This is a genomic window from Phytohabitans sp. LZ39 (assembly GCF_059359075.1).
Genome location: NZ_JCADBM010000021.1, coordinates 25,207 through 47,959 on the forward strand (window position 1 = coordinate 25,207; position 22,753 = coordinate 47,959).

26 protein-coding genes are annotated in these 22,753 nt (G+C 70.4%); 17 read left to right on the forward strand and 9 right to left on the reverse strand.

Going from position 1 to position 22,753, the window contains the following annotated elements; translation table 11 throughout:
- Positions 1-38 precede the first annotated feature (38 nt).
- Together AC5L36_RS32930 and AC5L36_RS32935 are read left to right on the forward strand one after the other, a co-directional pair.
- A complete protein-coding gene (locus AC5L36_RS32930; protein WP_441223849.1) occupies positions 39-899 on the forward strand; it encodes a helix-turn-helix domain-containing protein in 861 nt (286 codons plus the stop codon).
- Between the two features lie 7 nt (positions 900-906).
- Positions 907-1,362, forward strand: a complete 456-nt coding sequence (locus tag AC5L36_RS32935) for an RrF2 family transcriptional regulator (RefSeq protein ID WP_441223850.1) — start codon at positions 907-909, stop codon at positions 1,360-1,362.
- A 7-nt stretch (positions 1,363-1,369) separates the two neighbouring features.
- On the opposite strand, the gene AC5L36_RS32940 is transcribed toward AC5L36_RS32935, so the two are convergent.
- The gene (locus AC5L36_RS32940) at positions 1,370-2,188 is read right to left on the reverse strand and encodes a DUF6082 family protein (RefSeq protein WP_441223945.1); all 819 of its coding nucleotides are present in this window, start codon (positions 2,186-2,188) and stop codon (positions 1,370-1,372) included.
- Positions 2,189-2,344: 156 nt separating this feature from the next.
- Here AC5L36_RS32940 and AC5L36_RS32945 point away from each other — a divergent pair, with 156 nt between their 5' ends.
- Positions 2,345-2,569: a DUF397 domain-containing protein gene (locus AC5L36_RS32945; protein ID WP_441223851.1), complete on the forward strand. Its 225-nt coding sequence runs from the start codon at positions 2,345-2,347 to the stop codon at positions 2,567-2,569.
- Here the strand turns inward: AC5L36_RS32945 and AC5L36_RS32950 are convergent.
- Both AC5L36_RS32950 and AC5L36_RS32955 read right to left on the reverse strand, forming a co-directional pair.
- On the reverse strand, positions 2,566-3,435 hold the full coding sequence (locus AC5L36_RS32950; protein WP_441223852.1) for a hypothetical protein: 870 nt from the start codon (positions 3,433-3,435) through the stop codon (positions 2,566-2,568). The two genes, AC5L36_RS32945 and AC5L36_RS32950, sit on opposite strands and share 4 nt — an antisense overlap.
- Positions 3,436-3,444: 9 nt before the next feature.
- Positions 3,445-3,966, reverse strand: coding sequence for a VOC family protein (locus AC5L36_RS32955; protein ID WP_441223853.1), 522 nt, complete (start codon positions 3,964-3,966; stop codon positions 3,445-3,447).
- 56 nt (positions 3,967-4,022) lie between these two features.
- On the opposite strand from AC5L36_RS32955, the gene AC5L36_RS32960 reads away from it, so the two are divergent.
- Entirely contained in the window at positions 4,023-4,487 is a 465-nt protein-coding gene (locus tag AC5L36_RS32960; RefSeq protein ID WP_441223854.1) for a MarR family winged helix-turn-helix transcriptional regulator, read from the forward strand.
- Positions 4,488-4,515: 28 nt separating this feature from the next.
- Positions 4,516-5,931: a tetratricopeptide repeat protein gene (locus AC5L36_RS32965; protein WP_441223855.1), complete on the forward strand. Its 1,416-nt coding sequence runs from the start codon at positions 4,516-4,518 to the stop codon at positions 5,929-5,931.
- A gap of 30 nt (positions 5,932-5,961) precedes the next feature.
- Here AC5L36_RS32965 and AC5L36_RS32970 read toward each other — a convergent pair whose 3' ends face one another.
- Complete coding sequence (locus AC5L36_RS32970) at positions 5,962-6,969, reverse strand: ArsR/SmtB family transcription factor (RefSeq protein WP_441223856.1); 1,008 nt, start codon at positions 6,967-6,969, stop codon at positions 5,962-5,964.
- 179 nt (positions 6,970-7,148) lie between these two features.
- Between AC5L36_RS32970 and AC5L36_RS32975 the strand changes: the two genes are divergently transcribed.
- The 3 genes from AC5L36_RS32975 to AC5L36_RS32985 are packed head-to-tail and all read left to right on the forward strand — an operon-like array spanning position 7,149 to position 9,412.
- Positions 7,149-7,403 (forward strand): hypothetical protein, encoded by a 255-nt coding sequence (locus AC5L36_RS32975; protein WP_441223857.1) that lies wholly within the window; start codon positions 7,149-7,151, stop codon positions 7,401-7,403.
- A gap of 24 nt (positions 7,404-7,427) precedes the next feature.
- Positions 7,428-7,907 carry a peptidase inhibitor family I36 protein gene (locus tag AC5L36_RS32980; RefSeq protein ID WP_441223858.1) on the forward strand — a complete coding sequence of 160 codons (480 nt, stop codon included), beginning with the start codon at positions 7,428-7,430 and terminating at the stop codon, positions 7,905-7,907.
- The gene (locus AC5L36_RS32985; RefSeq protein ID WP_441223859.1) at positions 7,907-9,412 is read left to right on the forward strand and encodes a S1 family peptidase; all 1,506 of its coding nucleotides are present in this window, start codon (positions 7,907-7,909) and stop codon (positions 9,410-9,412) included. The genes AC5L36_RS32980 and AC5L36_RS32985 overlap by 1 nt, the downstream gene beginning before the upstream one ends.
- Positions 9,413-9,509: 97 nt before the next feature.
- Here AC5L36_RS32985 and AC5L36_RS32990 read toward each other — a convergent pair whose 3' ends face one another.
- The gene (locus tag AC5L36_RS32990; protein ID WP_441223946.1) at positions 9,510-10,826 is read right to left on the reverse strand and encodes a sensor histidine kinase; all 1,317 of its coding nucleotides are present in this window, start codon (positions 10,824-10,826) and stop codon (positions 9,510-9,512) included.
- 41 nt (positions 10,827-10,867) lie between these two features.
- Positions 10,868-11,524, reverse strand: coding sequence for a response regulator transcription factor (locus tag AC5L36_RS32995; RefSeq protein ID WP_441223860.1), 657 nt, complete (start codon positions 11,522-11,524; stop codon positions 10,868-10,870).
- A 97-nt stretch (positions 11,525-11,621) separates the two neighbouring features.
- Between AC5L36_RS32995 and AC5L36_RS33000 the strand changes: the two genes are divergently transcribed.
- From AC5L36_RS33000 to AC5L36_RS33010, 3 genes are read left to right on the forward strand one after another with little or no spacing between them, the layout of a single operon-like run.
- Positions 11,622-12,722 (forward strand): LolA family protein, encoded by a 1,101-nt coding sequence (locus AC5L36_RS33000; protein ID WP_441223861.1) that lies wholly within the window; start codon positions 11,622-11,624, stop codon positions 12,720-12,722.
- Positions 12,719-13,651, forward strand: a complete 933-nt coding sequence (locus tag AC5L36_RS33005) for an ABC transporter ATP-binding protein (protein ID WP_441223862.1) — start codon at positions 12,719-12,721, stop codon at positions 13,649-13,651. The genes AC5L36_RS33000 and AC5L36_RS33005 overlap by 4 nt, the downstream gene beginning before the upstream one ends.
- Positions 13,638-14,504 (forward strand): ABC transporter permease, encoded by an 867-nt coding sequence (locus AC5L36_RS33010; RefSeq protein WP_441223863.1) that lies wholly within the window; start codon positions 13,638-13,640, stop codon positions 14,502-14,504. Before AC5L36_RS33005 ends, AC5L36_RS33010 begins: the two co-directional genes overlap by 14 nt.
- A 49-nt stretch (positions 14,505-14,553) precedes the next feature.
- On the opposite strand, the gene AC5L36_RS33015 is transcribed toward AC5L36_RS33010, so the two are convergent.
- Positions 14,554-16,524 (reverse strand): endo-1,4-beta-xylanase, encoded by a 1,971-nt coding sequence (locus AC5L36_RS33015; protein WP_441223864.1) that lies wholly within the window; start codon positions 16,522-16,524, stop codon positions 14,554-14,556.
- Positions 16,525-16,701: 177 nt separating this feature from the next.
- Between AC5L36_RS33015 and AC5L36_RS33020 the strand changes: the two genes are divergently transcribed.
- Complete coding sequence (locus tag AC5L36_RS33020; RefSeq protein ID WP_441223865.1) at positions 16,702-17,616, forward strand: diacylglycerol/lipid kinase family protein; 915 nt, start codon at positions 16,702-16,704, stop codon at positions 17,614-17,616.
- A 163-nt stretch (positions 17,617-17,779) separates the two neighbouring features.
- Complete coding sequence (locus tag AC5L36_RS33025) at positions 17,780-17,983, forward strand: hypothetical protein (RefSeq protein WP_441223866.1); 204 nt, start codon at positions 17,780-17,782, stop codon at positions 17,981-17,983.
- 36 nt (positions 17,984-18,019) lie between these two features.
- Here AC5L36_RS33025 and AC5L36_RS33030 read toward each other — a convergent pair whose 3' ends face one another.
- Positions 18,020-18,976, reverse strand: a complete 957-nt coding sequence (locus AC5L36_RS33030; protein WP_441223867.1) for a TIGR03557 family F420-dependent LLM class oxidoreductase — start codon at positions 18,974-18,976, stop codon at positions 18,020-18,022.
- Between the two features lie 28 nt (positions 18,977-19,004).
- Positions 19,005-19,268, reverse strand: coding sequence for a hypothetical protein (locus AC5L36_RS33035; RefSeq protein WP_441223868.1), 264 nt, complete (start codon positions 19,266-19,268; stop codon positions 19,005-19,007).
- Between the two features lie 336 nt (positions 19,269-19,604).
- Between AC5L36_RS33035 and AC5L36_RS33040 the strand changes: the two genes are divergently transcribed.
- From AC5L36_RS33040 to AC5L36_RS33055, 4 genes are all read left to right on the forward strand, one after another.
- On the forward strand, positions 19,605-20,588 hold the full coding sequence (locus AC5L36_RS33040; protein WP_441223869.1) for a glycoside hydrolase family 5 protein: 984 nt from the start codon (positions 19,605-19,607) through the stop codon (positions 20,586-20,588).
- Positions 20,589-20,746: 158 nt separating this feature from the next.
- Positions 20,747-20,989 (forward strand): hypothetical protein, encoded by a 243-nt coding sequence (locus AC5L36_RS33045; RefSeq protein WP_441223870.1) that lies wholly within the window; start codon positions 20,747-20,749, stop codon positions 20,987-20,989.
- 40 nt (positions 20,990-21,029) lie between these two features.
- Entirely contained in the window at positions 21,030-22,394 is a 1,365-nt protein-coding gene (locus tag AC5L36_RS33050; protein ID WP_441223871.1) for a DUF4331 domain-containing protein, read from the forward strand.
- A complete protein-coding gene (locus tag AC5L36_RS33055) occupies positions 22,391-22,720 on the forward strand; it encodes a phospholipase (RefSeq protein WP_441223872.1) in 330 nt (109 codons plus the stop codon). Before AC5L36_RS33050 ends, AC5L36_RS33055 begins: the two co-directional genes overlap by 4 nt.
- Positions 22,721-22,753 lie beyond the last annotated feature (33 nt).

Genomic DNA, 22,753 nt, shown 5'->3' on the forward strand with positions numbered 1-22,753 from the left:
ACGTGCGAGGTCACGCCGCTGCGGCTACGGTCGGTGGGATGTTCGGTTTCGGTCAGGCCGCCGGTGGAGCGGGCGGCACCTGGATATCCACCGGCACGCTGCGTGACCTCACACCACACCGTGCGTCCATCTTGGACCACCACTGCCTCGTGCTGGTGACCAAAGGGCACGGCAGCCACGAGGTCGACTTCGAGGTGTTCCAGTGCCGGCCGGGCTCGCTCGTGTGGACCCGGCCCGGCCAGCTGGTCCGCCCCGGCGGCCAGCCGGGGCTCGACGCCACGCTGGTGTGCTGGACACCCGGCCCCGACCTGCCGGACGGCGGCCCGACCTACCGCCAGCTCGCCGGCGAAGACGAGGACGCCGTCATCAACGAGGTCAGCCAGCTCGTCGTCGACCGCGAGCGGGAGCTGTCGCCCGAGCTGCTGCGGCAGCAGCTCGCCACGTTGCTGCTCCGCATCCGCCTGCTCGGCCCGCGGCAAGCGGAGGACGAGACCTACGCCCGCTTCCGCCAAGACCTGGAGGACAGCTACGCGGACACCCGCCGCGTCGAGGACTATGCCGACCGGCTTGGCTACTGCGTGCGTACGCTCACCCGGGCCAGCCTCGCCGCCACCGGGCGCAGCGCCAAGCAGGTCATCGACGACCGGGTGGCCCTCCAGGCCAAGCGGCTACTGGCCGGCACCGACCTGCCGGTCGCCGAGGTGGGGCGGCGGCTCGGCTTCCCGGAGCCGACGAACTTCGGCCGCTTCTTCCAGCGCGAGGTGGGCCAGAGCCCTGGGGCGTTCCGGGCCGCCACGTCCGCGGAGGACCCCGCGGAGACCGGCGACGATCACGCGCAGGCCCACGTGCCCGCGCCACGACCACCCCTCGACCCCGTCCCGGGGTTCGTGCAGGCATGATGTAGGCGTGCAAATCTCCGCCCGCGGTGACTACGCGGTGCGAGCCGCGCTCAGTCTCGCCGCCGCCTACCCGTCACTCATGTCCGCGCAAGCGATAGCGCACGAGCAGGACATGCCGCGCAAGTTTCTGGAGGCGGTCCTGGCCGACCTCCGCCGCGCCGGCATCGTCCGCGCCCAGCGGGGTGCCGAGGGCGGATACACGCTGGCACAGACGCCGCGGGAGATCACGATCGGCTCGATCCTGCGGGCGGTCGACGGGCCCCTCGCCGGCGTGCGCGGCCTGCGGCCGGAGGAGACAAAGTACGAGGGAGCGGCGGAAAACCTCCCCCGCCTCTGGGTCGCCGTGCGGGCGGCCGTGCGCGAGGTGGTCGACGAGGTCAGCCTCGCCGAGATGGTCACCGGCAAGATGCCGGCACACGTCCGCAAGCTCACCACCCGCCCCGACGCCTGGGAGCCCCGCTAGCCGCGAGTCAACGGCGCGCTAGATACTGACGAGCGACGAGCCCACCCGCTACGGCGGCGGCCCCGAGGACCATCCCTACCGCGGTGAAAACAACACGGCCAGGTCTGTCGCCCGACCGCATATACGACCTTGGTTGATCAACCGCGGGCTCGTCAGTGGGCACAGGTGGGTCGAATCGGAACCCTGGACCAGCAGACACAGCACTCGCGTACTCTTCATCCAAGAGATCGACAAACTTCTTCCCGCGCCGTGTCCTGGCATACGATAATCTCGAGCCAGGCCACCACTCGCGTGCGACTTCGCTCTCGAAAAGGCGCGCAGCACCCCGGCGCAGGTTGACAGAGTCGACCCTCCGGAGGTCCCATGCCGTGGCCCAGAAAGCCACCATTAGATTAGCATAAACCTTGTACTTTACGTCCGGGTCGTTCATCACGTCGGCGCCCTCGACGTAGAGAAACTCCGTATTGTCTAGGGACAACTTCGCCAATTCCAGCTGCTGCATTCTGTTGGAATAAAGCAAAGCCACTCGGCTCTGTCGCCATTGCAGAAGCAACGAGACCGCCACCGCAACCAGTGCGACGCTGGAGAAAACCGGCGCCACGCCACCGTACGCCTCCCCAACTGCGGACAGGCGCTCCCATTCGTACGGCCGCTCGCTCAACCACGTGAGCAGGGCCGGCGACGCGAACACGACCAGGACGGCACCAGCGACGAGCCCGACGACCGCACCCAGCGGCACGAGGTCCCGGCCAGATCCGCGACGCACCGTAGCGCCTCCCCACAAACACCGAGACACTGGAAGCTGCCGTCGGCGAACCCCAATCATGACAACCCAGGTCAATGTGGATCACTTCGGGAAGCTTCCTCAACCAAAGATCAGACACATCCGAAAATACCAATCGCAATTTCGCGTGAAATTTGCACGCAGTGTCGCTATTACTATTCACCTAGACACTCAGGTCCCCGCTCAAGGAGGCAAGCGATGACCACAGTGGCTAATCGACCTCGTTTGCGCTGGCGTAAGAGCTCGCGCAGTGACCTCACTGACCAGTGCGTCGAGATCTGCATCTTCGCGCGGGCAGCCGTCCTGATGAGGGATTCGAAAGACCGCCAGCGAGGGCCCCTGGCCTTCGCCCCTTCTTCGTGGGACGACTTCCTCCATGGAGTCCGGCTCGGTGAGTTCGACCGGCAGCAGGGCTTGATCTAAGGGAGGGCGATCACCACGTCGCCGCCGAGGCGGCCGCGTTCTGGGGTTCGCTTCACCGTGCCGGCCGTCAGCAGTGCGTTGAGCACGCGCACCGTGTCCGAGGCGCGGTACACCGTCTGGGTCAGCGTGAACTGCCGCAGCTCCGTCACCGTGCGCGCGCCGGCCGAGCCCAGATGGGCCAGCAGCTCGCGGCGGAGCGGGCCGGGGTGCGGGCTGAGCGAGATGTCCAGCAGGTGACCCTCCGGGTCGCGCGGGTCGCGGTAGCGGACGCCGGCGTACTCGTCGACGGCCCAGAGCGCGTTTTTGAACGCCTCCAGCCCTTTGCCCGCCGTCGTGGCGAAGGTGACGAGCCGGGCGCCGGAGGTGTTCACCAACTCCACGTGGGCGGTCAGCGGCATCGGTGGGGTCGGCAGTTCACCTGTTCCAGAGACGAGAAGGACCTCCGCGGGCTTGCCGGTGCCGGCGGCGGCGAGTGACGCGGGCCCGGCGCCATCCAGGAAGGCCAGGAGCGGGGCGCCGGCCGCGCCCGCGGCCTTGAGCGCGGCGGGCAGGCGCTCGTCGAGCGGGCCCTCGACGGTGTGGACGCCGAGCTCGGGGGGTGTGCCAAGCTCGGCCTGCACCGCGTCGAGGCGGGCGGTGAGCCCGTCGGAAGGCGGCCCGACCAGCAACATCGCGAGCCGCCGGCCGCGCAGGCGGTCGGCGAACTCGGCGAACACGCGCAACGCGGCCTCGGCGGTCGCCGCGTCGGGGGCGTCGGCCCAGCCGTACGCGAACGTGGCGCCCCGCGCGCCGTGCACCGCGCCCGGGGTCCAGGCGTCGAGGTAGCGCACCAACAGCTCGCGGAGGGCCCCGGCGATCGCGCTCATAGGGTTAAGTTACGCGGAAACCGAGATCCCCACGCCGCCTCGGGTGGTGGCACCGTACCGCTCCTTCTCGCGCGCGATGTCGAGCGGGCGGATGCTCTTGCGCGCCTCGATGGCCGCCGAGTCGAGCCGGTCGGCCGGGATCAGCCAGACGACCTCGAACTCCAGGCCGTCTGGATCTTTGCCATAGAGGCTCTTCGTGGTGCCGTGGTCGGAGCTGCCGACCAGCGCGCCGGCCTCGGCCAGCTTGCCGGCGACGCGCTCGAGCTCGTCGAGCGTGTCGACCTCCCAGGCGAGATGGTAGAGGCCGACCGTGCCGCGGCCGGCGGGCGAGGGCCCGGCGCCGTCGCCGATCTCGAAGAGGCCGAGGTCGTGGTCGTTGGTGGAGTCGGGTGCCTGAAGGAAGGCGGCGCCCTTGAAGCCGTCCGGGGTCATCGCGATCGGGCGAAAACCGAGGACGTCACGGTAGAAGGCGACGCTACGGTTGACGTCGCGGACGAAGAGGACGGCATGGTTGAGCCGATGAACACCCATGGCCACCACGGTACCCCGATAGTTGAGCGTTCAACAGTATTGTTAGGCTTTCTCACATGACCCGGTGGCTGAACGAGGAGGAGCAGCGCACCTGGCGCGCGTTCCTGCACGCCTCCCGGGCGCTCTGGGACACGCTCGACCGCGAGCTCCAGCGCGACGCCGGGATGCCGCACGCGTACTACGAGATCCTGGTCCGCCTCTCCGAGGCGTCCGACCGCAGGCTGCGGATGAGCGACCTGGCCGAAGCCACGTCATCGTCGCGTAGCCGACTTTCGCACGCGGTGGCGCGGCTGGAGGAGTACGGCTGGGTGCGCCGCGAAGACTGCCCCACCGACCGCCGGGGTCAGCTCGCGGTGCTGACCGATGCCGGCTTCCGGGTGCTGGAAGCGGCCGCGCACGGGCACGTCGAGGGGGTGCGCACGCACCTGTTCGACCAGCTGACACCGGAGCAGGTGGCCCAGCTGCGGGAGATCAGCGAGGCCATGTTGGACCATCTCGATTCAGGCAGGCACTTGTACTGATCGTCGCCGGTCCAGCACGATGAGGCAGATGTCTACAGGGCTGGCCGAAGTGACCGCGCGGGCGTACGACCTCTTCGAGGCGGGTGACCTCTCCGCGGCGCAGTTGCTGCTGGGTGACGCGCTCGCCGCCGCGGACACCGATCCGGCCAACGCCTCCTCCGCGCTCGCCGAGGCCGCCAGCCTCCACTCCCGGGTGCTGATCGGGCTGGGCGAGCCGCACTCGGCGCGGGCCTGGGCGACGTTCGCGTACGAGGCGGAGAGCCGGCTCTACGGCCCGTCCCACGAGCGCACGATCCGGGCCGCCGCGGTGCTCGCCTCGGTGCTGCACCGCACCGGCAACCACGCCGACTCGGCCGCCCTCTACGGCGCGGTGATCGAGGGTCTCACCGCGCTGGAGGGTCCGGAGGCGCCCCAGGTGCTGGCCGCGCACGCCGATCTGGCCACAGTGGAGTACGCGCGGGGCGAGTGCGACATCGCCCGCGCCCGCCTGGCCGAGGCGTGGGACATGACCCGCGAGGCGTACGGCGACGCTCATCCCGCCGGCATCCGCATGCTCGCGCGGCTGGGCGCGATGGAGCGCGACTGCGGGCGCTTCACCGAGGCGCACCAGCACCTCGCCCACGCCCGCGAGCTGACCCGCGTCTACCTCGAGCCCGACCATCCGCTGGTCGCCCAGATCGCCGCGCTCTCCCGCGCGCCGGCCAACCCACACCACAACTGCGGCGGCCCCGCACTGCCGACCGCGCCGGCCGACGACGACGCCTACCCGGGCCTACAGGCCGTCGACGGCTCGCCGCTCGACCTGCCGCCCGCACCCGGCGAGCCGCCGCGCGAGCGGCCGCAGCCCTCCGTGCCACCCGACGTCGCCGCCGCCTGGCCCCCCGACGAGACCGCCGGCAACCTGCCTGTGCACGTGCCCCGCCAGCGCGGCCGCCGCAGCCGCAGAGGGCCAGCGCCGCTGGTCACCGGCGCGCTGGTCGCCGCCGTGATCGGCGCGGTCGCGGTCGTGGTCGGGCTCGCCGCGATCGACCAGGGCAACGACCCGGACGAGACCGCCCCGCCGGCCGCGAGCTGGCCGCCTCCCCCGGCCACCAGCGCGCCGCAGACCAGCGCACCGCCGACGACCAAGCCACCAGCCAGCCCCACGGCGCCGGCCCAGCCCCGCGTCGGCACCCCGCCCAGCCGCGTGACGATCAAGGACGACCGGGAGAGCATCACCCTGCGCTGGGCCTACCCGGTCGGGGCGAAGGGCAAGGTGCGGGTGTCCGGCGCGCCGAAGGGCCAGCCACAGCGCCCGTTCGGCCAGGATCTGCCCGCGGGCACCACCAGCTACGTCGTGCACGGCCTCGACCAGGAGAGCGACTTCTGCTTCGAGATCGCGGTCGTCTACACCAGCAACACGCTCGGCCGCGCCAAGCCCGTCTGCACCACCCGCTCGGGCTGACGCCCGTGACCGGATGCTGTCCGCGGTAGCTCAATCCTCCTTCGTGGATTGGTCACCGGTTTGGTTCAGGAGTGCGAGTCCCAGCTGGGTGGGGTGATGTCGCATGCGGTGGCCGTCGCGATAGCTGGTGATCAGCCCGGCTCGGCGCAGGACGCTGGCGTGCTCGCTGGCGGTGGCGGGCGAGATGCCGACCCGGCGAGCGAGTTCGTCGGTGGTCCGGGGGTTGGTGCTGATGACGTACAGGACCGCTGCCCGGGTGGTGCCGATCAGCGCGCTCAGCGCCGCGGGGTTCGACCGGCTCCTGATCGGAAGAGCGTCCGGTTGGCGTTCCACCGGGTAGACGAGCACCGGTGGAAGCATCGGGTCGAGCAGCGTCAGCGGCCCGCTGACGCAGAAGTACGACGGGATCAACAGCAGCCCTCGGCCGTCCAGGTGTAACTCCTGGTCTCGGTGCGACGGCACCCGCAGCTCGCCCAAGGACCAGGCCACCATCGGGCGGAGGCGGCTTAGCATGCCTTCCACGCCGCTGGCGGCCAGTGCGGCTGTCTTGGCGGCCCGGTCTCGCTCGATGGCCGACTCGATGCTGCGCCGGTACGGCGCCACAAGGATCTCGTAGCAGCTGCGCATGCTGTCGGTCAGCTCGGCCATCACCTCCGGATCTCCCTCGGCGATGTCGCGGGTCTCGGCCGGCAGCCGATGCGTGCTCGCCAGCCGGCCCACATCTCGGCGGAGGGTCTCCCTGCCCGTGCGGCGGATCGCTTCAAGGCCGTACTCCAGCCCGCGCATCGCGTCGATCGGGTTGAGGAAGTCCGGAAAGTAGCCGACGTTCGGGGTAAGCGCGAGCAGCAACCGTAACCGCGGGCCGAGGTTGGCGCGCCGGAGCAGGCCGGCGGCCTCGCTGCGCCAGCCCGCGAAGAGTAGGTCACCGCGCTGCGGCATCAGCATCTGGAGCGCGAGGACGAGCTCCCAGAGCGGGTCCGGACCGTCGGCGATGCGGGTCCGGGCGACATCGTCGCTGGTGAAGTAGATCTTGAGCACAGCCGTTCCCCCGTCTTGCGTGTGCCTCGTCTATTGGACGCCCTGGTACACGTCCCTGTCTCGTCGGGAACTGGACAGGACGTACGGCGGCGGTGTGGATCTTTGTCGGGCAACATTCGGCGGCAGCCGAATGTTCTGTCCCGCCGACTATCCGAACTCGACAATCCAATCTGGGCGCGGTGATTGCCACCAGAGAGCGCCGGAAACCGGGGGAATTACATGATGACTACAACGCCAGCTGCCGAACTGTCGCGGCGGGTGTTCGCGCCACGATCGGTGACCTGTCCACGGAGAACTGCTACGCAAAGATCCACCGCAACTCCGACGACGAGATTCTCTATGCCGGCGCCGACGCCGGCGTGTCGTCGTACGCATGGAGCCATTGCGCATTGAGCAACGGCGCCGTCTATCGAGGCGGCACGACTTCCTACTGACCGGATTACGGAGGAGAGGACCGGATGAGAACTGGATCGGGAACACCGCGCCGCACCGCACATCGCGCGTTGGGCGTGCTGCTGGCGATCGTACTTGTCGCCGTGACGGCGGTATCCGGGCTGAGACCCGCAACGGCCCTCGCCACCCGCATGATTATCGGCCCCGGCTTGGCCAGCTGCCCCGCCGGCTACGTGTGCCTGTGGACATTTTCCAACTTCACCGGCACCGGGTACGCCTTCTTCAACAGCGAGTACGACTACTACAGCCTGCCCGCGCCTTTCAACGGGATCGAAAACTTCTCGTGGTCGTTCTACAGCCACGGAAACACCCACGACATTCGCTTCTTCCGGGACACCCAATCGGGCGACTCGTTCATCCTCTGCAAAGGCACCTGGATCGCGGAACTGCCCTCCAACGCGGAGGTCACCCCACCGGCGGCGTACGAGCCGGGTCGGGGCTGGCGTGACACGATCTCGAGCCACAAGTTTGGAGCGTTCTGCTGATGAACCCGAAGATTGAGCGCCCCAGCCGCAGGTCGTCCGGTCGACTGGTCAGGATCGTCGGTGTGCTCGCCGTGGTGAGCGTCCTAGCCAGCGGCGGCATGGCTCCCGCACACGCGGAGCCCGTGTTGCCGCCGGAGACGTCGGCGCCGCCACCACCGGCTGACGCGGCGATCCGCGAGTCGCTGGAATACCTCATGACGGAGTACGGCGTGAGCAAGGCGGAGGCGAAGCGCCGGCTCGACCTACAGGACCGGGCCGCCGAGATCGCCGCCACGGTAAGAGCGACGCTCGGGAACGAACTGCTCGACGTCAGCCTGGATCAGGTCGGCGGCGGAAAGCTCACCTTCCTCACCAGCAGGCCGGAAGTCGCGAAGTCGGTCGCCGGCGCGGTCGCCGATCCAGGCGAGATCCGGATCGTGCGGAGCAAGTTCACGTACGCGCAGCTCGTCACGGCCGAGAAAGAGGCACGGACCCTCTTCGCCGCCGATCCCAAGGCAATGATCGGGATCGACAAGGAGCGGGAAAGGATCACCGTCTACCTTCCGGCGGATGCCGTCCGCGCCGCCCAGCTTCGCGCTCTGGTGGACAAGCGGGCAGCCTCCCGAAAGGCCGTCCAGGTGCCCATCTTCCTCGACACTTCCCCCGACGAGATCGGCGGCGAACCCAAAGCATGCGAGCTCCTCGCATGCGACACACCGATGCGCGGTGGCGTGCGGTTGCACGTACGGCGTGACAACGGCTCGTGGGGATCCTGCACCACCGGATTCAACCTGCGCGGCAACAACGGATGGGCATATGTGCTCACCGCGGGCCACTGTGTGGTAAGCCCCGGACCGAAACGGCAGTACATGTACCACAACGGCCTGCCCGCCGTCGTGGAGATGACGACCGGAAACTTCGCCGACCCAAACGCGCCGGCGGACACGCGGTTCTACAACACGTCGATCCAGCACGATTTCGCGATTCTCCCCTACCAGCACGTCGGCGGTCACAGCTGGAGTGGCTACTGGATCGACGGCCGGCCGAACCACAATCGCGTGAAGTCCTACTGCGTCGCGCCGAGCCTGAGCACCTGCTACGGCGGTTCGACCGAGTACAGCATCATCGGCATGTACACGCGCGACGAGATGCAGGTCGGCTGGGTCGTCTGCGCGACCGGCACCGGCACAGCGGGCGTCTACAGCGAAGCCGCCGGCCGTTCGGCCGGCACCCGCTGCGGCCGGATCCTCAGCAAGACCATGACCGACTACAACACCGATCTTCCTTGGGGCCGAGCCATCAAGGTCGACATCTGCGGCCGCCATGGCGACAGCGGCGGCCCGCTGTTCGGGCAGCAGAGCGGCAAGGCATACGGGATCCTGTCCGGCGGACCGACCCGTAGCGGCGCCTGTGACCACAGCAGCGACCAGGAGTACAGCGTCTACTCCCCGCTGTCGGAAATCCTCCCTAAGGCGCAGAGCCAGACGGGCATACAGATGAGCCTGATTACCAGCGCGGCCGGGTAACTCGCCCGCGGAGGCCTTGCCCACGGCGGGCGAGGCCTCCGTCTCTCCGTTTATCAGTCGACCGGCTCTCAACGCCCTTCCAGTCGATGTGCGGCAGCTAGGGGGCGGGCGCCGCGGGGAGGCGGATCTCGGCGTGGAGGCCGGTGCCGGAGGTGGCGTCGGCCAGGCGGACGGTGCCGCCGTGGCGGCGGACCAGCTCGCGCACGATCGCCAATCCCAGGCCGGCGCCGCCGGCGTCGCGGGCCCGCGCGTCGTCCAGGCGGGTGAAGCGGTCGAACACCCGCGCGCGGTCCGCTACCGGGATGCCGGGTCCGTCGTCGGCCACGGTCACCAGGTGGTACGGGCCGTCGGCTCGGACCTCCACCCGGACGGTGGTCCGGGTGTGGCGCACGGCGTTGTCGACGAGGTTGGCGACCGCCCGGGCGAGCGCCTCCGGCTCCCCGCTGATCCACAGTGGATCGTCCGGGACGGCGGCGGTGACCGGGGGCGACGGGTATCGCTCGGCCAGCGAGGTGACCAGCTCGCCCAGCTCCACCGGCACCGCGCGGAGCGTGCGCGTGCCGGCCTCGTCGGCGCGGGCGAGCAGCAGCAGGTCGTCGACGAGCCGGCTGAGCCGCTGCGTGTCGAGCAGCAGGTCGTCGGCGACGGCCGGCCAGTCGGTGCGCTCCCCCAGCCGCTGGGCCACCTCGATCTGGGTACGCATGTTGGTCAGCGGGCTGCGCAGCTCGTGGGCCGCGTCCGACACGAACGCCCGCTGCCGGGCCCGGGCGGCCTCCAGCCGGTCGAGCATGCCGTTGAGCGTGACGGCCAGCCGGTGGATCTCGTCGTGCGAGTCGGGCAGGGGCAGCTGGCCGGGGCGCGCGCCGCCGGTGATCTCCTCGGCACCGCTGCGCAGCGCCTCCACCGGGCGCAGCGTCAGCCCGATCACCCGCCAGGCCACCGCCGCGAGCGCGATGAGAAGCAGCGGGAACGCGATCAGCAGGATGGTGCGCAACAGCCGCACGCTCTGCGAGAGGTCGGCCAGCGACTTGGCGACGAGCACCGTGTCGGGGCCCGCCTGCGCCGCCACCACCGTCGCCGGCCCGCGGAGGCCCGGCCGGTCGCCCTCGATGTCGAAGCTGTCCCCCGCCCGCGCGCGCGCCATCTTGTCTTCCCCGAGCACCGGCGTCATGCGGTCGGCGTCGATCGAGGCGTAGATCACCCGATGGTGGTCGTCGACCACCTGCACCCATACGTCGCCGGCGACCGGCAGCGGGACGGGCACCGTGTCCGCCTCGACCAGTGCCGCCACGCCCTCGGCGTTCTGCCGCGCTTCGCCCTCCGCCGTCGCCTGGAGGCCGAGGCCGAGCGCGAAGACCATCATCACGCCGCCCACCGTGAGGCCCAGAGCGAGCCCGGCGACGCCGATGAACATCAGCCGGGCGCGCAGGCTGATGCGGCGCCACCACCTGGGTCTCACGAGCTCAGACGGTATCCCGCCCCGCGCACCGTCTCCAGGATGTCGCGGCCCAGCTTGCGGCGCAGGTAGCCGACGTACACCTCGACGGCGTTGGGGGCTGTCTCGATGCTGGCGTCCCACACGTGGTCGAGCAGCTCGGTCTTGGAGACCACCTCGCCGGCCCGGCGCATGAGGTACTCCAGCAGCGTGTACTCCCGGACGGTGAGCGCGATCTCGGCGCCGTCGAGCGTGACCCGCCGCTCGGCCGGGTCGAGACGGAGGGCGCCGACGGTCAGCACCGCCGGCCGCTGCGGCGCGCCCCGGCGCAGCAGCGCGCGGAGGCGGGCCAGCAGCACCACGTACGAGAAGGGCTTGGTCAGGTAGTCGTCGGCGCCGCAGTCGAGGCCGTCGGCCTGGTCGTACTCGCCGTCTTTGGCGGAGAGCATCAGCACCGGCAGCCAGTGCTCCTCGGCCCGCAGCTGGCGGACCACCCGGTAGCCAGACAAGCCGGGCAGCATCACATCGAGGATCATCGCGTCGTATCCGCCGTGACGGGCCATCTCCAGCCCGGTCGGGCCGTCTCCCGCCACGTCGACCGCGAAGCCCTCGCCCTGAAGCCCGCGCTGCAAGGCCGTCGCCAGCCGAGCCTCGTCCTCCACCACCAGCAACCGCACGCCACCTAGCGTGCCATCCTGGCTGAGTGAGGCCACAGGCACTCTCAGCACGCTCACAGGGCCGGTTACGCACGATGGGTGCCAGGAGGTGCGAAACATGTCAGTAATGAGTTCCCGACCCGCGCTCCGGTGGCTGGTGCCCGCGGCGGCGGTGGCGGTGGTGGTCGGCGGAGGGGCCGCCGTCGGCACGCTCGCCGCGACCGCGGAGCCGAGCCTTCCCCCGCGCACGGCCCAGCAGCTGCTGGTCGACCTACAGACGGCACGGCTCGACGGGGTGTCCGGCACGGTGGTGCAGTCGGCCGACCTCGGCCTGCCCAACCTGCCCAACCTCAGCGGCGGCGGCAGCGGCTCGGCCGACATCGCGTCGCTGCTCACCGACACCAACACGCTGCGCGTCTGGTACTCGGGGCCGGACAAGGCCCGGGTCGCGCTGATGGGCACGCTCGGCGAGACCGATCTCATCCGCAACGGCACGGACGCGTGGCTGTGGTCGAGCAAGACCAACACCGCCACCCACCGCAAGATCAGTGACGCGGACACCCGGTCGCACGACCTCAGCAGCCTGCCGCTGACGCCGCAGGAGGCGGCCGACCGGGCGCTCGCCGCGGTCGACCCCACCACCGAGGTCACGGTCGGCCGGTCCGCCACGATCGCCGGGCGCGACGCGTACGAGCTGGTGCTCGCCCCGCGCGACAAGGCCTCGCTGGTAGGCCAGGTGCGGATCGCGATCGACGCCACCGAGCACCTGCCGCTGCGGCTGGAGGTCTACCCGAAGGGCAGCGACGAGACGGCGTTCCAGATCGCCTTCACGCAGATCGACTTCGCCCGGCCGGACGACGCGCAGTTCCGGTTCAACCCGCCGCCGGGCGCGAAGATCGAGGAAGACACGAGCCCCGCGCCGGGCACGCGGGAAAAGGCGCAGAAGGCGCCGAAGTCGCCCGAGGACGTCGGCGTCACCACCGAGGGCACCGGATGGACGACGGTCGTGGTGGCCAAGGGCGACGGGAGCGGCAAGCCGTCCGACGAGGCCGAGGCGGCCCAGGTGCTCAGCATGCTGACCCCGGTCAGCGGCGACTGGGGCAGCGGACACCTGCTCAGCGGCCGGCTCTTCAGCGTCCTGCTCACCGACAAGGGCGACATCTACGCCGGCCTGGTGGCCCCGGAAAGGTTGTACGAGGTAGCCCTGGAGAACAAATGACCGCGTTCGCGGTCGAGAGTTGCGGATTGACAAAGCGGTTCGGACGCCAGGTCGCGGTCAACGCCGTCGACCTGGCGGTCCCCCGCGGGGCGGTCTACGGGTTCCTGGGCCCCAACGGCTCGGGCAAGACCACCACGATACGCATGCTCCTCGGCCTGATCCGGCCCACCTCCGGAGGTCACGCCCTGCTCGGTGAGCGCATGCCGGGCGGTGCCGCGACGGTGCTCCCCCGGGTGGGCGCGCTCGTCGAAGGGCCGGGCTTCCACCCGTACCTGTCCGGGATGGACAACCTGCGGCGGCTCGACGCGGCCGACCGCACCGCCCGCCCGGCCACCGCGGACACCCGCATCCGAGCCGCGCTCGACCGGGTCGGGCTCGGCGCGGCGGCGGGCAAGCGCTTCCGGGTGTACTCGCTGGGCATGCGGCAGCGGCTGGCGCTGGCCGCGGCCATGCTCGCCCCGCGCGACCTGCTGATCCTGGACGAGCCGACCAACGGGCTCGACCCGCAGGGCACCCGCGAGGTGCGTTCGCTGATCACGGCGCTCGCCGCGGAGGGCGCCACCGTGCTGCTCTCCACCCACCTACTGTCCGAAGTGGAGCAGGTTTGCAGCCACGTCGGCGTCATGCATCTGGGGCGCCTGGTGGCACAGTCCACACTGGAGGATCTGCGGGCGGAGGCGGTGCCCCGCGCGCGGGTGGAGACCGACCGGCCGGCCGACGCCGCCCGCGTGCTGCGGGAGCTCGGCCTCACCGAGGTGGCGCACGACGCCGCGAGCGCGACCGGCCTGCTGGGTCCGGTCGCTCCCGAGAAGGTGGTGGCCACGCTGGTGCACGACGGCATACCCGTGCGCGGCTTCGCCGTCGTCGCGGCCGACCTGGAGGAGCAGTTCGTGGCGTTGACCGGGGAGGGCTTCGATGTCAGCGGTTGACGTGACGGCGGTCCCGACCACCAGGGTGGCGGCGCCGTTCCGGTTCCTCCGCTCGGAGCTGGGGCTGGTCGCGCGGCGCCGGCGCAACCAGGCCGGGCTCGCCGTGCTGGCCGCCGTCCCGGTCATCGTCGCGATCGCGGTGAAGGTGGCCAACCCGACCTCCTCCGGCGGCGGCGAGGGCGGGCCGGAGTTCCTGTCGTCCATCACCGGCAACGGCATTTTCGTGGCGCTCGCGGCGCTCGCCCTCGAGATCCAGCTCTTCCTGCCGATCGCGGTGGCGGCCATCGCCGGCGACTCGGTCGCGGGTGAGGCCAACGTGGGCACGCTCCGCTACCTGCTGACCGTGCCGGTGCACCGCACCCGGCTGCTCGCGGTAAAGTTCGCGGGCATCGTGGCCGGCACGTTCGTGGCGGTCGTGACGGTCGCCGGCACCGGCGTGGTGGCCGGGCTGCTGCTCTTCGGCGGCGGCGAGGTCACACTGCTCTCCGGCACGACCATCGGGCTCGGCGAGGGCCTGCTGCGACTGCTGGCGATCTGCCTCTACCTGACGGCCTGCCTCGCCGCGCTCGGCGCCGTCGGGCTCTTCGTCTCGACGCTGACCGAGCAGCCGATGGGGGCGACGATCGCGATCGTCATGTTCAGCATGACCAGCTGGATCCTCGGCGTGATCCCGCAGGTCGACTGGCTCCACCCCTACCTGATCACGCACTGGTGGGACAGCTTCGGCGACCTGCTCCGCGACCCCGTGGCGTGGGATCCGCTGCGCAGCGGACTGCTCTCCGCCGCCGCGTACGCCGCCATCTTCCTGAGCGCGGCCTGGGCGCGCTTCGGCAGCCGCGACGTAACCTCCTGACGCCGCTGGGGCTCTCAGGTCGTTGCCGCGACCTGAGGGCCCCGCACATCTAGCAGGCCGCCCCGTTCACGGTGAACGACGCCGGTGCCGCGTTCGTGCCGGTCCAGCTGGCGACGAAGCCGAACGTGACCGAGCCGTTCGCGGGCACGCTGCCGTTCCAGGACGCGTTTGTCACCGTGACGGTGGCGCCGCTCTGGGTGTAGCCGCCGGACCAGAGCTGGCTGATCCGCTGACCGTTCGCGAACGACCAGCCGACCGTCCAGCTGGTCAGCGCCTGGCCCGGCGCGACCCGCACCTCACCCTGGAAACCGCCCGGCCACTGCCCCACGACCCGGTAGGTGACCTGGCAGGAACCGGCCGGCGGAGGGGTGGTCGTGGGCGGCGCGCTCGTCGTCGGCACTACCGAGGGCGAGGTCGGCACCGTGGCCGTCGGCGTGGCTTCGATCCTGGTGGGATCGACGATGCCCCAGTAGGCCGGCTTGGCTTGGAGCTGCTCGTCGAAGAGCAGCGGCGCGTCGTTGCGCACGACCGGGAAGGTGTCGAGCCACGTGTCGTCGTCCGCCAGGCCCCACACGGTCACCGAGGTCAGCTCCGACGAGTACCGCTTGTACAGGTCGAAGAGGTCGCGGTACTTGTACGCCTGCCGGATGAGCCGGTCACGCGGCGGGGTCGGGAAGGACTCGCCGGAGTTGGTGTAGATGCTCACGTCCATCTCGGTGACCTGCTGGTCCACGTCGAGCGGGACGAACTTCTGGATCATCGCCTCCGACTCGCTGACCGACGGCCAGTCCACGTTGACGTGCATCTGGTGCCCGACGCCGTCGATCGGCACGCCCTCGGCCTTGAGCTGGCTCACCAGGTTGTAGAGCTTGTCGCGCTTGGCCGGCACGTTGGTGTTGTAGTCGTTGATGTAGAGCTTCGCGCCCGGCGCCACCTCGCGGGTGACCCGGAACGCCGTGCGGATGTAGTCCAGCCCGGCGATCTCGTACCACTTGCTGCGGCGCAGCCCGTCCGCCTGGTTCTCGTCGATGACCTCGTTGACCACGTCCCAGGTCGCGATGTCGGCGCCGTGGTGCCCGACCACGCCGCGGATGTGCGCGTCGAGCCGGGAGAGCAGGAGCGCCTTGTTCGCCGCGGTGGGGGTCATCGGGGCGCCGCTCGCGTCGTTGAACACCCACGCCGGCGTCTGGTTGTGCCACACCAGCGTGTGCCCGCGCACCTCCATGCCGTTCGCCCGCGCGAAGTCGACCATCGCGTCGGCGTCGGCGAAGCGGAACGTGCCCTCGGTCGGCTCGGTGGCGTCCCACTTGAGCGCGTTGCCGGGCGTGACCGAGTTGAAGTGCTTGCTCAGCAGCCGGGCGTGCTCGCCGAGCGTCTGCGGCACGCTGATCGCCGCGCCGATCGGGAAGTGGCTCGCGAGCACGTCCTTGACCGACGGGATGTCGGTCTGGATCGGTGTCGCCGGCACGTACGACAGCACGAAGTCGTCGATGTGCAGCGACGCCGTCCCGCTGGCCGTCTCCACGTACACCGACAGGAACTCGACGTCGTGGGCGAGCGTGTACTGGCCCTGGAGGTTGACCCAGGCGCCGTCGGAGACGTTGGTGTTGCCGACCACCTGGTCGTAGCTGGGCGTGCCGGCCGTACGCCGCTCGACGCTCAGCCGGGCCTGGGTGGACCCGCCGCCGGCGGCGACGCGGACCCACACCGACAGCGTGTAGCGGACCCCTTTGTCCATTGTGTCCAGCACGCTGAGGGTCGGCCCTTCCCAGGTGCGGGTCCGTCCACTGACCAGCAGGCTGCCGGTACCAGAATGTGCCACGGCCGTGCTCACCGCGACGGTCTCGTCGGCGCGCGGCGCCCAACCATGGGTGTCGTTGTTTTCGAAGGTGTGGTTGGCGACGGTGACCGGCTCCGCGGCGCTCGCGGACGGCGCGGTGGCCAGCGGCACCGCGACCGCGACGGACACCGCGAGCCCGGCGAGGGCGAAGGGGAGCCGGCGGCGCGTATTTGCGCGCATGGTGATTCCTCTCGTGGGATGCGCGCGCCGCCAACCACGTCTGCCCAGTACGTGGGAGGCGGCACGAAGAACGGCCCACGACGCGCGCCGGCTCCCGGGACGCGCTTGGCCTAGATGATCGTCGATGTTAGGGCGGTGGGATACGCGCGTCAACGCGGATCATGCACACTCGACCCCGTGACAGTCGCCTCGGCCGTGGTCGTCAACCCCACGAAGGTCGTCGACCTCGACGAGCTGCGCCAGACCGTCACCGCTCTGCTCACCGAGGCCGGCTGGCCGGAGCCGGCCTGGTACGAGACGACCCGCGAGGACCCCGGCCGGGGCCAGGCGCGCAAGGCGGTCGAGGGCGGCGCGCGGGTGGTCTTCGCGTGCGGCGGCGACGGCACCGTGCGCTCCTGCGTCAGCGAGCTCGCCGGCACCGAGGTCGCGCTCGCCGTGCTGCCGAGCGGCACCGGCAACCTGCTCGCCGCCAACCTCGGCCTCACCCACGACCTGATCGGCGGCATCGAGGTCGCGCTGGCCGGCGGGATGCGCCGGATCGACGTGGGCGCGGTCGACGGCGAGTGCTTCGCGGTGATGGCCGGCATGGGCTTCGACGCGCAGATGCTCGCCGCCACCTCGGAGACGACGAAGGCGCGGATCGGCTGGCCGGCGTACGTGTTCGGCGCCGTCCGCCACCTCCGCGACCGCCCGATGCGGGTCACCATCCGGATCGATGACAAGCCGCCCATCCGCCGCCGCGCGCGCACGGTCCTGATCGCGAACGTGGGCCGCCTCAAGGGCGGCCTGCGGCTGCTGCTCGACGCCGAGCCGGACGACGGCGCGTTCGACGTGGCGGTGCTCACCCCGCGCACTCTCGGCCACTGGGCGTCGCTGGCCTGGGCGGTGGCGACGCGGCAGCGACGGGTGCCGCGGATGGAGGTGTTTCGCGGGCGGAGCGTGCAGGTGACCAGCAACCGCGCGCAGCCCCGCGAGCTCGACGGCGACCTGATCGAGCCGGGACGCACGCTCCGCGCCGAGATGCGGCCCGAAGCGCTGTGGCTCTGCGTCCCACGGCCGGCCGGTTCGGAAGACCTGGCCGAGGGCGCCTAAATCGGTGGCGGGCCGCGGCCGGCCGGGTTACCGTGGCCGCATGATCTCCTGACGTCCTTCTGAGACCCGCGTACATCAGCCTCTGTCTCGGGCGTCGTCCCCCTGTGCCTCGCGCCTCGCGTGCGTGCGCCCGGGACTCCGCTTACGGAAGGAGACACCCCTTATGCCTGGCGAATTCTCCGTACACGTCGACCCCGACGAGTTGGCCGCGCAGAGCGTCGCGGCGGCGTTCCAGCACAGCGACGGCAAAGGCGACCGCAAGGTCGACCGGTCCGGCAAGCCGGCGGCCGCGGCGTCGCGCGGCAAGGCGAGCCGTGGCGGCCAGGGCGCCGCACAGCCCAAGCGGTACGCGTTCCGCCGCAGCTGAGCTTCCCCGGTACGGGGGTCGGGCGCCCGGCCCCCGCTACCGCAGGCGCGGGATCAGCTCGCGCTCGGCCCAGTCGAGAAACTCGGGCTGGCTCTCGCCGCCCACCTGCACCAGCGCCACGTGGGTGAACCCCGCGTCGACGTACCGGTTGAACGCCTCGACATGCTTGTCCACGTCCGGCCCGCAGGGCACGGTCCGCACCAGGTCCTCCTCGCGGACGAACTGGGTCGCCGCCGCGAACGAGTCCGGCCCGGGCAGCTCCGCGTTGACCTTCCAGCCGAGTGGCGACCAGCGCCACTGGTCGACGACGCGCTTGCGGCACTCCGACTCGTCCGGCCCCCAGCAGACGGCCACCTGCCCGAAGCGCGGCTTGCCCTCGCCGCCCGCCTCGTCGAAGAGCTCGATCACGTGGGCGTCCGGCTCGACGGCGATCAGGCCGTCCGCGTACTCGCCGGCGAGCGCGGTCGAGGACGGGCCGGAGGCCGCGACCGCCAGCGGGACGCCGCCGTCCGGCCGATCCCACAGGTACGCCTCCGGCACGTCGTAGTACTCCCCCGAGTACGTGACCGTCTCGCCGTCGAGCAGCGACCGGATGACTTGCAGCGCCTCCTCGAACATGTCGTGCCGCTGCTGCACGTGCGGCCAGGCGCCGACCACGTGCTCGTTGAGGTTTTCCCCGGCGCCGACTCCGAGCGTGAACCGCCCGTCCGACATCAGCCCGACCGTGGCCGCCTTCTGCGCGACCACGGCCGGGTGGTACCGCCGGATCGGGCACGTCACGAACGACATCAGGTCGACCCGCGAGGTGGTGTGCGCGACCGCGCCCAGCACCGACCACGCGTACGGCGAGTGGCCCTGACTGTCGAGCCACGGGTAGTAGTGGTCGGAGATGACCTCGAAGTCGAACCCCGCCCCCTCCGCGCGCTGCGCGTAGTCGACGAGCTCCTTCGGACCGGTCTGCTCGCACATCAGGGTGTAGCCAACGGCAACCATGTCGGTGGCTTACCCACCGCTATGGGTGCTACACCCAGGGGTCGTCGACCGGATCCGGTCTTCTCTCCGGACCCGCCGCGGCGTCCCGCCCGCGGCTCTGCGCGGCGGCGAGCGCGCCGACCGCCAGCAGCATGACGATGCCGGCGCCGGCGATGAAGAGCATGTCGCCGTGTCCGCCCGAGGCGGGCGCCGCCGTGCCCGGTACGGCCGCGGTGGCGGCCGCCGGCGGACCGACGATCGCGAGGACGGCGATGGCCAGTACCGCCAGCCGCAAGATCAGCCTGGTGCCCATGGTGTTGCCCCCTCCCGTATGCCGTGCATGCCCGGCCTCCGTTGGCCGGAAACACGAAGGTAGCGCCACCTTCCCGGAAAATCCGGATTATCGGATTCGGCGAATCCGCTTCGTGTCGGATGGCGGGATGGCTTCCCAAGGGCAGTGATTTAGTTCTATTCTTGCCGGAGCGCTCCCATCTACGAATCTTCCGGCCGCCGTCGCAGCACCGTCGCGTCGGCGGTCGTCGCCTTTCTCACGACCGACGGTCTCCCGGGCGTAGCATTCGGGTTACTTAACCGGTTGAGTGAGCGAGCTCGCGAGCGAACCGTCAGACGGCTTAGTTGGGGGCAGTCCGTGACGCACTATGGGTTCAATCTCCAGTGGCTCTTCATGCGGCCGGCCGGCGCGACCGAGCCCGACCCGCGCGTGCTCGACACGATCGCCGGCTGGGGCTTCAACTTCGTCCGGCTGCCGTGCGACTACCGCTTCTTCACCGCCCCGCCGGGCTACCCGCCCGCGGCCGAGCACGCGCTGGCCCGCGTCGACCGGATCCTCGACGCCTGCCGGGCCCGCGGCCTGCACCTGTCGCTCAGCCTGCACCGGGCCCCCGGATACATCATCACGGGCTGGGAGAGCGAGCCGCACAACCTCTGGGCCGACCGGCCCGCGCAGGACGCGTTCGCGGCGCTGTGGCGCGGCTTCGCCACCCGCTACCGGGGCGTGCCCGGCTCGGCGCTCTCCTTCGACCTCGTCAACGAGCCGCCCGCGCTCGGCCTGCGCGGCTTCACCCGGGCCGCGCACGAGGCGGTCATCCGCCGCACGGTCGCCGAGATCCGCGCCGTCGACTCCGACCGCCCGATCGTGATCGACGGTCTGGACGGCGGCAACCTGGCAATGCCGGAGCTCACCGACCTCGGCGTCCTCCACAGTGGACGCGGGTACCAGCCGATGTCGGTCACCCACTACCGGGCGAGCTGGTGGCCGGGGCACGCGCACCTGCCCGAGCCGGCCTACCCTGGCGACTACGAGGGCCGGTGGTGGGACGCCGCCGCGCTGCGCGAGTTCTACAAGCCGTGGCGCGAGGTGGCCGCCGCCGGCACACCCGTCCACATTGGCGAGTTCGGCTGCTACGAGTACACGCCCGACGACGTGGCGCTGCGGTGGTTCACCGACGTGCTCGGCGTTTTCGCGGAGCAGCGGTGGGGCTACGCGCTGTGGGAGTTCGCCGGCGCGTTCGGCGTGGTCGGCCATCACCGCCCGGGTGGCCGCTTCGAGGCCCGCGACGGCTGGATGGTCGACGTCCGCCTGCTCGAACTCCTTCAAGCACATAGGGCGTGAGCTCGCGGGCCAGCCATCGGCCTCAGCGTTTGAACTCTTCCCAGCCAGCATCCGTATCCACCGTTGCCGGCAGGGCGGGCGTCCGGCGGAAGTTCTCTGTTCGTTGTGCTGTCGAAAGGACGACCGTGAGAAACGCCCACCGGGCAAAAGGAGCGCCGATGCTGAGCCGGCGGAATGTGCTGCTTGGCGCGGCCACCGTCGGAGTCGGCGGCGCCGTCGTCAGTGTGGCCAGCCTCAGCGAGGCGTTCGAGGAGGCCGGAGCGGCACCCGGCGAGACCATCGTGGTGCAGGTCAAAGACCTGAGAGCGGGACGCCTTGACGTATTCGCCGGAGAGCGGCGCATCGAGGTGACAGACCGCGATCTGGCATCACGCATGGCCAAGGCCGCACGCCGCAAGTAAGCGCTTCTCTCTTTTCCCTGCCTTGTGAGGTGGTTCCCGCATGTCTTCTCATCGTGAGGCCCCGGAGATCTCCAAGGATCCGGTGGCCGACAGCACCGACCTGTACGCGTTCGTCAGCCCGGATCGCCCGGACACGGTCACGCTGATCGCGAACTACGTGCCGCTGCAAACGCCGGCGTCGGGCCCCAACTTCTTCGAGTTCGGCGACGACGTGCTGTACGAGATCCACGTCGACAACAACGGCGACGGCCACGCGGACGTGACGTACCAGTTCCGCTTCGAGACGAAGGTGACCAACGAGAACACCTTCCTCTACAACACCGGCCCGATCGAGTCGCTGGACAGTGAAAACTGGAACCGGCGGCAGTTCTACAGCATCACCAAAGTGGACGGTCATGGCAACGCGCGAGTGCTGGCCCGCAACGTGCCCTGCCCGCCCGCGAACGTCGGCCCACTGTCCATTCCGGACTACAAAGGGCTGGCGGCGGACGCGACGTTCAAGCTGAAGACCGGCGAGAAGGTGTTCGCGGGGCAGCGTGCGGAGGGCTTCTTCGTCGACCTCGGCTCGATCTTCGACCTGGGCACCCTGCGGCCGTTCCAAAACCTGCACCTGCTCGGCCAGAAGGCTTTCCAGAAGGCGGGCGACGCGGTCAACGCCACCGACCGGGTCAACGTGCACAGCATCGCGCTCCAGGTGCCCATCAAGGACCTGCGCGGCAAGTCGAGCCCGGTCATCGGGGTGTGGACCAGTGCCAGCCGCCGGCAGGTACGGGTGCTGCACGGGCACAACAGCGACGACGTGTACGTGGGGCCGAACGTGCAGGTGTCCCGGCTCGGCAACCCGCTCTTCAACGAGGTCATCGTGCCGATGGCCAAGAAGGACCTGTGGAACAGCCTGCCGCCCACCGAGGACAAGAACTTCGTCCAGTTCGTGGAGCAGCCCGAGCTCGCCCAGCTCCTACCCGTGCTGTATCCGGGGGTCTTCGACAACCTCGCCGCGCTCAACAAGAAGAAGACGCCGCGCGCGGACCTCGTGGCGGTGCTGCTCACCGGCATCCCCGAGGGGCTGATCGACGGCTTCACCAACAGCACCGGCGAGATCCAGGCCGACATGCTGCGGCTCAACACGCACATCAAGCCGAGCAAGAAGGAGAACCCGCTCGGTGTGCTCGGCGGCGACCTGGCCGGCTTTCCGAACGGGCGGCGGGTGAAGGACGACGTGGTCTCGATCGCGCTGCGCGCGGTGGCCGGCGCGACGTTCGCGTTGGTGGACAAGAAGTTCAAGCCCGACGACGCCGTGGCGATCCTGGAGCAGGGGCTGAGCGCGGCCGACGTCACGTCGCCGTTCCTGGCCCGCTTCCCCTACCTCGGCATCCCCTACGACGGCTTCAACAACCCGTCATGAGTACCCACCACCACATGCTTGGACCGTCCGGTGTGGGCAGTGTCGTGCTCGACATCGGCGGCAACACCGGTGCGCTCGTCATCGTGACCGGGCCCGAGTGGCACGGTCGTGAGATCGAGATCAGCCCGAAGGACCAGGATCCGTCGGTGCGCACGCACGTGGCCGTGCGGGCGCGCCACGTCGCGAGCGGTGTCCGCTACACCGCGGTGTTTCCCGCACTGCCGGCCGGCGCCTACGTCATCTGGCGCTCGCCGACCGAGATGGCGGGCACGGTGGTGGTGGCGGGCGCCACGGTCACCGAAATCGAATGGTGGCAGCTGCCGTAAGTCGTCGACTGTCCAGGGTGGACCCTGATAGGG

Bases quoted from the DNA above. Each gene is read 5' to 3' on its own strand.
- AC5L36_RS32930 (WP_441223849.1), top strand. From the start codon at position 39: ATGTTCGGTTTCGGTCAGGCCGCCGGTGGAGCGGGCGGCACCTGGATA.
- AC5L36_RS32940 (WP_441223945.1), bottom strand. From the start codon at position 2,188: ATGATTGGGGTTCGCCGACGGCAGCTTCCAGTGTCTCGGTGTTTGTGG.
- AC5L36_RS32945 (WP_441223851.1), top strand. From the start codon at position 2,345: ATGACCACAGTGGCTAATCGACCTCGTTTGCGCTGGCGTAAGAGCTCG.
- AC5L36_RS32950 (WP_441223852.1), bottom strand. From the start codon at position 3,435: ATGAGCGCGATCGCCGGGGCCCTCCGCGAGCTGTTGGTGCGCTACCTC.
- AC5L36_RS32955 (WP_441223853.1), bottom strand. From the start codon at position 3,966: ATGGGTGTTCATCGGCTCAACCATGCCGTCCTCTTCGTCCGCGACGTC.
- AC5L36_RS32960 (WP_441223854.1), top strand. From the start codon at position 4,023: ATGACCCGGTGGCTGAACGAGGAGGAGCAGCGCACCTGGCGCGCGTTC.
- AC5L36_RS32965 (WP_441223855.1), top strand. From the start codon at position 4,516: ATGTCTACAGGGCTGGCCGAAGTGACCGCGCGGGCGTACGACCTCTTC.
- AC5L36_RS32980 (WP_441223858.1), top strand. From the start codon at position 7,428: ATGAGAACTGGATCGGGAACACCGCGCCGCACCGCACATCGCGCGTTG.
- AC5L36_RS32985 (WP_441223859.1), top strand. From the start codon at position 7,907: ATGAACCCGAAGATTGAGCGCCCCAGCCGCAGGTCGTCCGGTCGACTG.
- AC5L36_RS32990 (WP_441223946.1), bottom strand. From the start codon at position 10,826: ATGTTCATCGGCGTCGCCGGGCTCGCTCTGGGCCTCACGGTGGGCGGC.
- AC5L36_RS33000 (WP_441223861.1), top strand. From the start codon at position 11,622: ATGTCAGTAATGAGTTCCCGACCCGCGCTCCGGTGGCTGGTGCCCGCG.
- AC5L36_RS33005 (WP_441223862.1), top strand. From the start codon at position 12,719: ATGACCGCGTTCGCGGTCGAGAGTTGCGGATTGACAAAGCGGTTCGGA.
- AC5L36_RS33010 (WP_441223863.1), top strand. From the start codon at position 13,638: ATGTCAGCGGTTGACGTGACGGCGGTCCCGACCACCAGGGTGGCGGCG.
- AC5L36_RS33015 (WP_441223864.1), bottom strand. From the start codon at position 16,524: ATGCGCGCAAATACGCGCCGCCGGCTCCCCTTCGCCCTCGCCGGGCTC.
- AC5L36_RS33025 (WP_441223866.1), top strand. From the start codon at position 17,780: ATGCCTGGCGAATTCTCCGTACACGTCGACCCCGACGAGTTGGCCGCG.
- AC5L36_RS33030 (WP_441223867.1), bottom strand. From the start codon at position 18,976: ATGGTTGCCGTTGGCTACACCCTGATGTGCGAGCAGACCGGTCCGAAG.
- AC5L36_RS33035 (WP_441223868.1), bottom strand. From the start codon at position 19,268: ATGGGCACCAGGCTGATCTTGCGGCTGGCGGTACTGGCCATCGCCGTC.
- AC5L36_RS33045 (WP_441223870.1), top strand. From the start codon at position 20,747: ATGCTGAGCCGGCGGAATGTGCTGCTTGGCGCGGCCACCGTCGGAGTC.
- AC5L36_RS33050 (WP_441223871.1), top strand. From the start codon at position 21,030: ATGTCTTCTCATCGTGAGGCCCCGGAGATCTCCAAGGATCCGGTGGCC.
- AC5L36_RS33055 (WP_441223872.1), top strand. From the start codon at position 22,391: ATGAGTACCCACCACCACATGCTTGGACCGTCCGGTGTGGGCAGTGTC.